The following is an 8,299-nucleotide window of genomic DNA, read 5'->3' as shown; positions in this document are numbered from 1 at the left end:
GGTAACGGATACGTTTACGAGCACTTTTTTCAGATTTAGCTAATGCAGCAAGATTGATATTATTCATAAATATAGCAATAAGAGAATGACGGTTAATTAGATCATATATTTAATGTAATTGGTATTACTCTCAAGGCCACTTAGACCTTGGCTTAAATAATTGCTGATCCATTGATTCACAATCCGACGACTGATCTTTGTTATCGCTGCGACTTGAGCTCTATTCGCCCTCTCAAGAAAGTGAGCTACGGCCAATAATCGCAAACGCATCCGGGCATCAGCTGTTTGCTTGGATAGCCAGATTAATTCGAAACTGGTGTGTTGTTTCATTACTACAAATGGTGAGTAACGGATATAGCAATTAGATCACATTTTTTTGCGGAATGGTATAACCGTCGAGCGAACCACACCTCGCATCGTTAATCTGACTATCTGAAAATACCAGCTAAATGATAAATTTGGAGCAGACGATGAAAACTTACAGAACAGCTTCACACTGACTAGGACGACCTATGCAACGTGCGATTTCTACAGCAGTAATATCTTCCTTATAACTCAGTGATCAACTATAGCCCTAATCTGTTGCTCGACAGTTTGCTTAGATACATTGATTAAAGCCAGACAGGTGTATTGTTTCTTTCAATTAACCTCTCAGGGTAGATACTACAATTAGATTATTTTTAGCGGAATAGTATCAAGCTTAATATTGGTTTGATTTGCACCTTCTTGCACATGTGCATTGTGCGTAACATTATTGTGATATTAAGTTTTTAGAATAAAACTCGACAATTAAAATTATTTTCCCTGTTACAATATGCTATTACTTGAATGAATGATTATTTTATGTCTTTTTCCTTAGCTTCACTTAATACATTTGGCTTAAAACAGAATTGCTCATCTTTGATTAATGTGAAGACAAAGTCTGAACTCATTGAGGTTTGCTCACATTTATACTCGAATAGATTGCCGATGCTTATATTAGGTGGTGGTAGTAATTTGGTATTTACTACCGATTACCGAGGTACTGTTGTGAGTGTAGCGACAAAAGGGATTAAGGTAACAACTGATGACTCCTATTACTATGTTAATGTCCAAGCGGGTGAGCTTTGGCATGCGTTAGTTGAGTTTTGTTTAGAACATCAGATTAATGGGCTTGAAAATATGGCCCTTATACCTGGCACCGTAGGTGCTGCACCGATACAAAATATAGGTGCTTACGGCGTAGAATTTAATCGTTTTTGTCATGAGATAGAAGTTTTACTGTTAGACACAAATGAGCTCCAGGTGTTTAGCAATGAACAGTGTCAATTTGGCTATCGTGAATCCATTTTTAAGCAGCAATTAAAAAATTTAGCTGTTGTCACTGAGGTCACATTGAGGTTGCCTAAGCAATGGCAACCAGTATTAGATTATGGCCCATTACAATATATGGATCCGTCGACAGTTTCCGCACAGCAAATATTTGACTGTGTTTGTCAGGTTCGTCAATCTAAGCTGCCAGATCCTAAAGTGTTGGGCAATGTAGGAAGTTTCTTTAAAAACCCCATTATTCTTGAAAGTGAATTTATGCTGCTTAAACAGAAATTTCCATCTTTGGTAGCCTTTAAGCAAATGGATGGACAATACAAGTTAGCGGCAGGTTGGCTGATTGATCAAGCTGGTTTGAAAGGAACACGAATTGGTGATGCAGCTGTACATCAAGATCAAGCTTTAGTGTTAGTTAACTTGGCAAATGCGACGGGTGAAGATATTTGTCAGTTAGCACATCACATTATTGACGTTGTCTTTAATTTATTTGCGGTAACTTTGCAGGTGGAACCACGGATTATGGGTTCAGATGGGGAGATTGAAATCTAATGAATGACCATTGGTTACGTAAAAGGCAGATATTAGCTTGTTTACGTCATAATGTTTTTGTTTCTGGTGAAGCCATTGCGCAAACGTTATCACTGAGCCGAGCTGCAATTAATCAGCATATTGATACACTCAAAGATTACGGTGTTGAAATTTACAGTGTAAAAGGTAAAGGCTATAAATTAGCTAATGCGATTTCATTAATTAACGAAAGCGAATTAGTGAATAGCATCGATAATCGTTGTTTTTACTTTGATGAAATCAAAAGTACCAATGCCTTTATGTTGGAGCATGCAGCTGAGGTTGAGTCTGGTGATATTTGCGTCTCTGAATATCAGTCTGCAGGACGTGGTCGGCGTGGCCGCAAGTGGTTTTCCCCGTACGGGCATCACATGTATGCGTCTTTGTTTTGGCGCTTAAATCGCGATATAGCGCGTACTAGTGGCTTAAGTCTAGTTGTGGGATGTTCAATTGTGCAAGCCTTGCAGGATTTAGGCGTTGAAGGGCTTGGGGTCAAATGGCCAAATGACATTTATCTAGACCATAAAAAATTAGCAGGCATTCTCATCGAATTAAGTCATCACTCTGATACTCAAACTGAATTGGTTATAGGATTTGGAGTTAATATGAGTATGTCAGCCGCGCAAGGTGAATTAATTGATCAACCTTGGAGTGATCTATCTGCTACGGGCCATATGCCAGATAAAACCATGCTTTTAGTTAAATTACACCGTCAGCTTAAGCGCGACTTAGTATTATTTGAACAACAAGGTTTAGAAGCATTTTTGCAACGTTGGAATGACAATGATTTATTTATAAATCGTGAAATTACATTGTTAATGGCACCTAATGCGGTCACTGGCATATGTCGTGGTATCGATAAGCAGGGGGCGGTATTGTTAGAAAACGAGCAAGGAATACAAGCTTTTGTAGGGGGAGAGATAAGCTTAAGAGCAAGCGAAGTAAAGCCTAATTAATTAGGCTCCAAACCTGCTATTTTCGCAGAAGCACTTTATTCATGAGGTGATTTTGGCCTTTTTGTAAAATAAGGTGAGCCCTTTCTCTCGTCGGTTGGATATTCAGCTGCAGGTTAGGGCCATTAATCGTATCCCAAATGTTAGCAGCTATCGCATTAGCTTCATCGTCACTTAGTGAAGAGTAGTGATGAAAAAATGAGTCTGGGTCGCTAAAGGCTCCTTTTCTAAACTGCAAAAACCTTTGTTTATACCACTGTTTTAATAAGGTTTCTTCTGCATCTACGTAAATGGAAAAATCTACAAAATCAGAGACAAAAGGGCGCCTTGTATCGATAGGCGTGTCTAATCCAGTTTGTAATACATTAAGACCTTCTAGGATCAAAATGTCAGGCTGACGAATTGCTTGATGTTCATCGTGACATCTATCATAAGTGACATGAGAATACAGCGGTGCTAAAACTTCTTTATTACCAGCTTTAACTGCAGAGATAAACTCGACTAACATTTTCATGTCGTAACTTTCTGGAAAGCCTTTACGTTGTAATAAACCTTTGCGCTTAAGATCGGCAAGCGGATATAAAAAACCGTCTGTAGTGACAAGATCAACTTTAGGGTGCTCTGGCCAACGCTGGAGTAACGTTTGCAGAATACGGGCAGTAGTACTTTTACCTACAGCAACACTACCAGCAATACTGATAATGTAAGGGCTAGGGACGTTTTTCTGTTCAAGAAATTTACCCAGAACGAGCCCTCGTTGTTGTTTAGAGCCCACAAAAAGATTCAATAAGCGACTAAGAGGCAAATAAATATCGGTTACTTCATCGAGTGACAGTTTCTCATTCATACCGCGAAGGTTTTCGAGTTCTGTTTGGCTCAATGTCAGTGGCACTGATTTTCGTAATTCAGCCCAATGCTCGCGCTGAAAAGCAAAGTAAAGTGCGTCTTGTATAGAGTTTATTGATGTCATAACCATTCCTCTAGGTTGGTCAGGCACATTACACTATCGAATAATAGGCGACAATACTTTGATATTGATTTGTGGTCATGTGGAATAGATCCGCCTAGAAATTGCACTTTTTTCAAAAAACGAGAGCAAAAAAACGTCATTTGAAACTTTTTTTACGTTTTTTCGCATTTATCTATTGCACTCCTGGACACATTTACCTAATATCCGAACCCGAAATGACACGCCGGCATAGCTCAGTTGGTAGAGCAACTGACTTGTAATCAGTAGGTCCCGAGTTCGACTCTTGGTGCCGGCACCATTTTCTCTGGAGGGGTTCCCGAGTGGCCAAAGGGATCAGACTGTAAATCTGACGGCTCAGCCTTCGAAGGTTCGAATCCTTCTCCCTCCACCATTTTTCTAGGTAGTTAGGTAGCCTATGTTAGGTTGCGCGGATGTCGTATAATGGTATTACTCCAGCCTTCCAAGCTGATAACGCGGGTTCGATTCCCGCCATCCGCTCCAAAATTTGATTGCTGATATGGCTCAGTTGGTAGAGCGCACCCTTGGTAAGGGTGAGGTCGGCAGTTCGAATCTGCCTATCAGCACCAGCCTGTCATACTAACTCCTAAACGATACTCGATTCGATGTCATATTTATGCATCGGATTTTTACTATATGTGTGTTTTCATCACCAAACTATTGGATTGAGGCGATACCATGGCAAAAGCTAAATTTGAACGTAAAAAGCCCCACGTAAACGTAGGCACCATCGGTCACGTTGACCATGGTAAAACAACTCTTACTGCAGCTATCTCTGCTGTATTGTCTAAGACTTATGGTGGTGAAGCTCGTAACTTCGCACAAATCGATAACGCTCCAGAAGAGCGTGAGCGCGGTATTACTATTAATACTTCGCACATCGAATATGACACTCCATCACGTCACTACGCACACGTAGATTGTCCAGGTCACGCCGATTATGTTAAAAACATGATTACTGGTGCTGCACAGATGGACGGCGCGATTTTAGTAGTAGCAGCGACTGACGGCCCAATGCCACAGACTCGTGAGCACATCCTACTTTCACGTCAGGTAGGTGTACCATTCATCATCGTATTCATGAACAAGTGTGACATGGTAGATGACGAAGAATTACTAGAATTAGTAGAGATGGAAGTTCGTGAACTTCTTTCAGAATACGACTTCCCAGGTGATGACTTACCAGTTATCCAGGGTTCTGCATTAAAAGCGCTAGAAGGCGATGCAGCATGGGAAGGTAAGATTCTTGAGTTAGCAGAAGCGTTAGACTCTTATATTCCCGAGCCAGAGCGTGACATCGATAAGCCATTCCTACTACCAATCGAAGACGTATTCTCGATTTCAGGTCGTGGTACAGTGGTAACTGGTCGTGTTGAGCGTGGTATTGTACGAGTATCAGACGAAGTAGAAATCGTTGGTGTTCATGCGACTACTAAGACAACGTGTACTGGTGTAGAAATGTTCCGTAAACTGCTTGACGAAGGTCGTGCAGGCGAGAACTGTGGTGTGTTATTACGTGGTACTAAGCGTGATGACGTAGAACGTGGTCAAGTACTAGCTAAGCCTGGTTCAATCACGCCACACACAACATTCGAATCAGAAGTGTACGTGTTATCAAAAGAAGAGGGTGGTCGTCACACTCCATTCTTTAAAGGTTACCGTCCACAGTTCTACTTCCGTACAACAGACGTAACAGGCACAATTGAGTTACCAGAAGGCGTAGAAATGGTTATGCCTGGTGATAACATCAAGATGGTAGTTACTTTGATTTACCCAATCGCGATGGACGACGGTTTACGTTTCGCTATCCGTGAAGGTGGCCGTACAGTTGGTGCTGGTGTTGTAGCTAAAATCATCGCGTAATAGCGACTTTAGTGAACACTGAAAAAGGAAGCTTCGGCTTCCTTTTTTGTTTTTAGGGAAAAAACATCGATTAATTGTTTTTTTTGCCTAAATTGTTACGCTAACTTTAGCTGTATTGTTGCGAATAAAGCTGAATAAGAATACAATCTATGGCCGATTTTTGACCCTGTGCTTATGCATTTTCTGGGAAAGCTCGGAAATGCGGATTTGGTAAATATGTTGTTTACCAAGCTAAGCTCAGGTCGTAGTGAGTAACGGAATTAACCGATGACAACAAATACTGAAAACCAGAGTAATTCTTTGGATATCGTTAAGTGGGGCGTAGCAGCATTGCTTATCGCTGCTGCTGTTATAGGCAATCAATTTTACGCAGATGCAAATGTTGTGGCTCGTGTTGCTGGGGTAATTATTGCCTTTGCTATTGCTGGTGTTATTGCATTGCAAACCATTAAGGGTAAGCAAGCATTATCATTTGCCCGTGAAGCACATATTGAAGTGCGTAAAGTGGTATGGCCAACTCGCCAAGAGGCACTAAACACTACATTTATTGTACTTGCAGCAACAGCTGTAGTAGCACTGATCCTGTGGGGATTAGATGCGGTATTGTTACGAGTAGTCAATTTAATTACTGGCGTATAGGCATCTAAAAATGACTGAAGCTACAGAAGCGAAAAAAAGATGGTATGTGATTCAAGCCTTTTCGGGTTATGAAGGCCGTGTGCTTAAAACACTGCTTGAACATATCAAAATGCACAACATGGAAAGCTACTTCGGTGAGATTTTAGTCCCAACTGAAGAAGTAGTAGAAATGCGTGCGGGTCAGCGTCGCAAAAGCGAACGTAAGTTTTTCCCTGGCTATGTATTAGTCCAAATGGAAATGAACGATGATAGCTGGCACTTAGTAAAGAGCATTCCACGTGTAATGGGCTTTATTGGTGGTACATCTGATCGCCCAGCGCCAATTTCTGACAAAGAAGCTAATGCTATTCTTCAGCGTCTGCAAGACACCATTGAGTCTCCAACTCATCGTGTAATGTATGAACCTGGTGAAGTTGTTCGTGTGTGTGATGGTCCATTTGCTGACTTTAATGGCACTATCGAAGAAGTTGATTACGACAAAAACCGCGTTAAGGTTTCTGTTATGATTTTCGGTCGTTCAACGCCAGTAGAATTAGATTTTAATCAGGTTGAAAAGAGCTGATTAAAATAACTACAAAATAATTATTGTTTGCGGGTGCGTATTTTACTATAATTCGCACCCGTTGTTTTCAGGGGAGCAAATTGGCATGTCGCCGAGATGCGTTTGAACCCAAATAGAGGAAATGTCGACATGGCAAAGAAAATTGAAGCTTATATTAAGCTACAAGTAGCAGCCGGTGCTGCAAACCCGTCTCCACCAGTTGGTCCTGCTTTAGGTCAAAAAGGTGTGAACATCATGGAATTCTGTAAAGCATTCAACGCTCGTACTGAAAAGTTCGAGAAAGGTATGCCAATTCCTGTTGTTATCACTGTATATAACGACCGTTCTTTCACTTTTGAAACTAAGACTCCACCTGCGTCTTTCCTACTGCTTAAAGCAGCTGGTCTGAAATCAGGTTCTGGCCGTCCTAACACTCAAAAAGTAGGAACTATCAAGCGTAGCGCAGTTCAGGAAATCGCTGAAACTAAAGCTGCTGATATGACTGGTGCTGACATTGAAGCGATGACTCGCTCAATTGAAGGTACTGCACGTTCAATGGGTTTGGTAGTAGAGGACTAATATAATGGCAAAGCTAACTAAGCGCGCTCGCGTAATCCGCGAAAAAGTTGATGCAACTAAACAGTATGACATCAACGAAGCAGTAGCACTTTTACAAGAACTAGCAACTGCTAAGTTTGTAGAAAGTGTTGACGTAGCTGTTAACCTTGGTATCGATCCTCGTAAATCAGACCAAAACGTGCGTGGTGCTACTGTACTACCACACGGTACTGGTCGTGACGTTCGTGTTGCTGTATTCACTCAAGGTGCAAACGCTGAAGCTGCTAAAGCTGCAGGCGCAGAACTAGTGGGTATGGAAGATTTAGCTGAACAAGTTAAAGCTGGCGAAATGAACTTTGACGTTGTTATCGCATCACCAGACGCAATGCGCGTTGTTGGTATGTTAGGTCAAATTTTAGGCCCACGTGGTTTAATGCCTAACCCTAAAACTGGTACTGTGACGCCTAACGTTGCAGAAGCAGTTAAAAATGCTAAAGCTGGTCAAGTTCGTTACCGCAACGACAAGAACGGTATTATCCACACTACTATCGGTAAAGTGGATTTCACTGTTGAACAGTTAAAAGACAACTTAGAAGCGTTAGTGTCTGCACTGAAAAAGGCTAAGCCAGCAGTTGCAAAAGGCATTTACGTGAAAAAAGTTAGCATCTCTACCACTATGGGTGCAGGTGTGACTGTTGACCAAGCAAGCTTGGAAGACATTAAGTAATTTTACAAAATGCGTGTATTAGTCTATAATGCGCGCACTTTGTGGGTTGAAGCTCCTTTTAGCTGATACTAACCTATTTAATTAGGTTTGTTGGCTAAGAATTGAGCTTCCGTCCAAGACCGCAGGTGTCAATCGTAAGGTTCACTTAATTTCCT

At 41.3% G+C, this 8,299-nt stretch carries 9 protein-coding genes and 4 tRNA genes; 11 read left to right on the top strand and 2 right to left on the bottom strand.

The window, feature by feature from the left end; genetic code table 11:
- Positions 1-96 precede the first annotated feature (96 nt).
- Positions 97-270, bottom strand: a complete 174-nt coding sequence (locus GQA99_RS20965; protein WP_369126861.1) for a helix-turn-helix domain-containing protein — start codon at positions 268-270, stop codon at positions 97-99.
- A 573-nt stretch (positions 271-843) separates the two neighbouring features.
- On the opposite strand from GQA99_RS20965, the gene murB reads away from it, so the two are divergent.
- Both murB and birA read left to right on the top strand, forming a co-directional pair.
- Entirely contained in the window at positions 844-1,857 is a 1,014-nt protein-coding gene (murB, locus tag GQA99_RS18615) for a UDP-N-acetylmuramate dehydrogenase (RefSeq protein WP_160056475.1), read from the top strand.
- Complete coding sequence (birA, locus tag GQA99_RS18610; protein WP_160056473.1) at positions 1,857-2,831, top strand: bifunctional biotin--[acetyl-CoA-carboxylase] ligase/biotin operon repressor BirA; 975 nt, start codon at positions 1,857-1,859, stop codon at positions 2,829-2,831. The genes murB and birA overlap by 1 nt, the downstream gene beginning before the upstream one ends.
- A 16-nt stretch (positions 2,832-2,847) precedes the next feature.
- Here the strand turns inward: birA and coaA are convergent, their stop codons facing one another.
- A complete protein-coding gene (gene coaA, locus GQA99_RS18605; RefSeq protein WP_160056471.1) occupies positions 2,848-3,798 on the bottom strand; it encodes a type I pantothenate kinase in 951 nt (316 codons plus the stop codon).
- A 222-nt stretch (positions 3,799-4,020) separates the two neighbouring features.
- Between coaA and GQA99_RS18600 the strand changes: the two genes are divergently transcribed.
- From GQA99_RS18600 to rplA, 9 genes are all read left to right on the top strand, one after another.
- Positions 4,021-4,096, top strand: a tRNA-Thr gene (locus tag GQA99_RS18600).
- Positions 4,097-4,104: 8 nt separating this feature from the next.
- Positions 4,105-4,189, top strand: a tRNA-Tyr gene (locus GQA99_RS18595).
- A 36-nt stretch (positions 4,190-4,225) separates the two neighbouring features.
- A tRNA-Gly gene (locus GQA99_RS18590) sits at positions 4,226-4,299 on the top strand.
- Positions 4,300-4,309: 10 nt separating this feature from the next.
- A tRNA-Thr gene (locus tag GQA99_RS18585) sits at positions 4,310-4,385 on the top strand.
- A 109-nt stretch (positions 4,386-4,494) separates the two neighbouring features.
- Complete coding sequence (tuf, locus tag GQA99_RS18580) at positions 4,495-5,679, top strand: elongation factor Tu (RefSeq protein ID WP_160056449.1); 1,185 nt, start codon at positions 4,495-4,497, stop codon at positions 5,677-5,679.
- Between the two features lie 267 nt (positions 5,680-5,946).
- Positions 5,947-6,318 carry a preprotein translocase subunit SecE gene (gene secE / locus GQA99_RS18575; protein ID WP_160056469.1) on the top strand — a complete coding sequence of 124 codons (372 nt, stop codon included), beginning with the start codon at positions 5,947-5,949 and terminating at the stop codon, positions 6,316-6,318.
- 10 nt (positions 6,319-6,328) lie between these two features.
- Positions 6,329-6,880 (top strand): transcription termination/antitermination protein NusG, encoded by a 552-nt coding sequence (gene nusG / locus GQA99_RS18570; RefSeq protein WP_160056467.1) that lies wholly within the window; start codon positions 6,329-6,331, stop codon positions 6,878-6,880.
- A gap of 129 nt (positions 6,881-7,009) precedes the next feature.
- On the top strand, positions 7,010-7,438 hold the full coding sequence (gene rplK / locus GQA99_RS18565) for a 50S ribosomal protein L11 (protein WP_160056465.1): 429 nt from the start codon (positions 7,010-7,012) through the stop codon (positions 7,436-7,438).
- Positions 7,439-7,442: 4 nt separating this feature from the next.
- Entirely contained in the window at positions 7,443-8,144 is a 702-nt protein-coding gene (gene rplA, locus GQA99_RS18560; protein ID WP_160056463.1) for a 50S ribosomal protein L1, read from the top strand.
- The last annotated feature ends 155 nt before the right edge of the window (positions 8,145-8,299 follow it).

Origin of the sequence: Shewanella litoralis (assembly GCF_009828585.1) — a bacterium.
Lineage (GTDB): Bacteria > Pseudomonadota > Gammaproteobacteria > Enterobacterales > Shewanellaceae > Shewanella > Shewanella litoralis.
The sequence above is the reverse complement of the archived record's forward strand: the minus strand, read 5'-3'. Positions and strand labels throughout refer to the sequence as shown.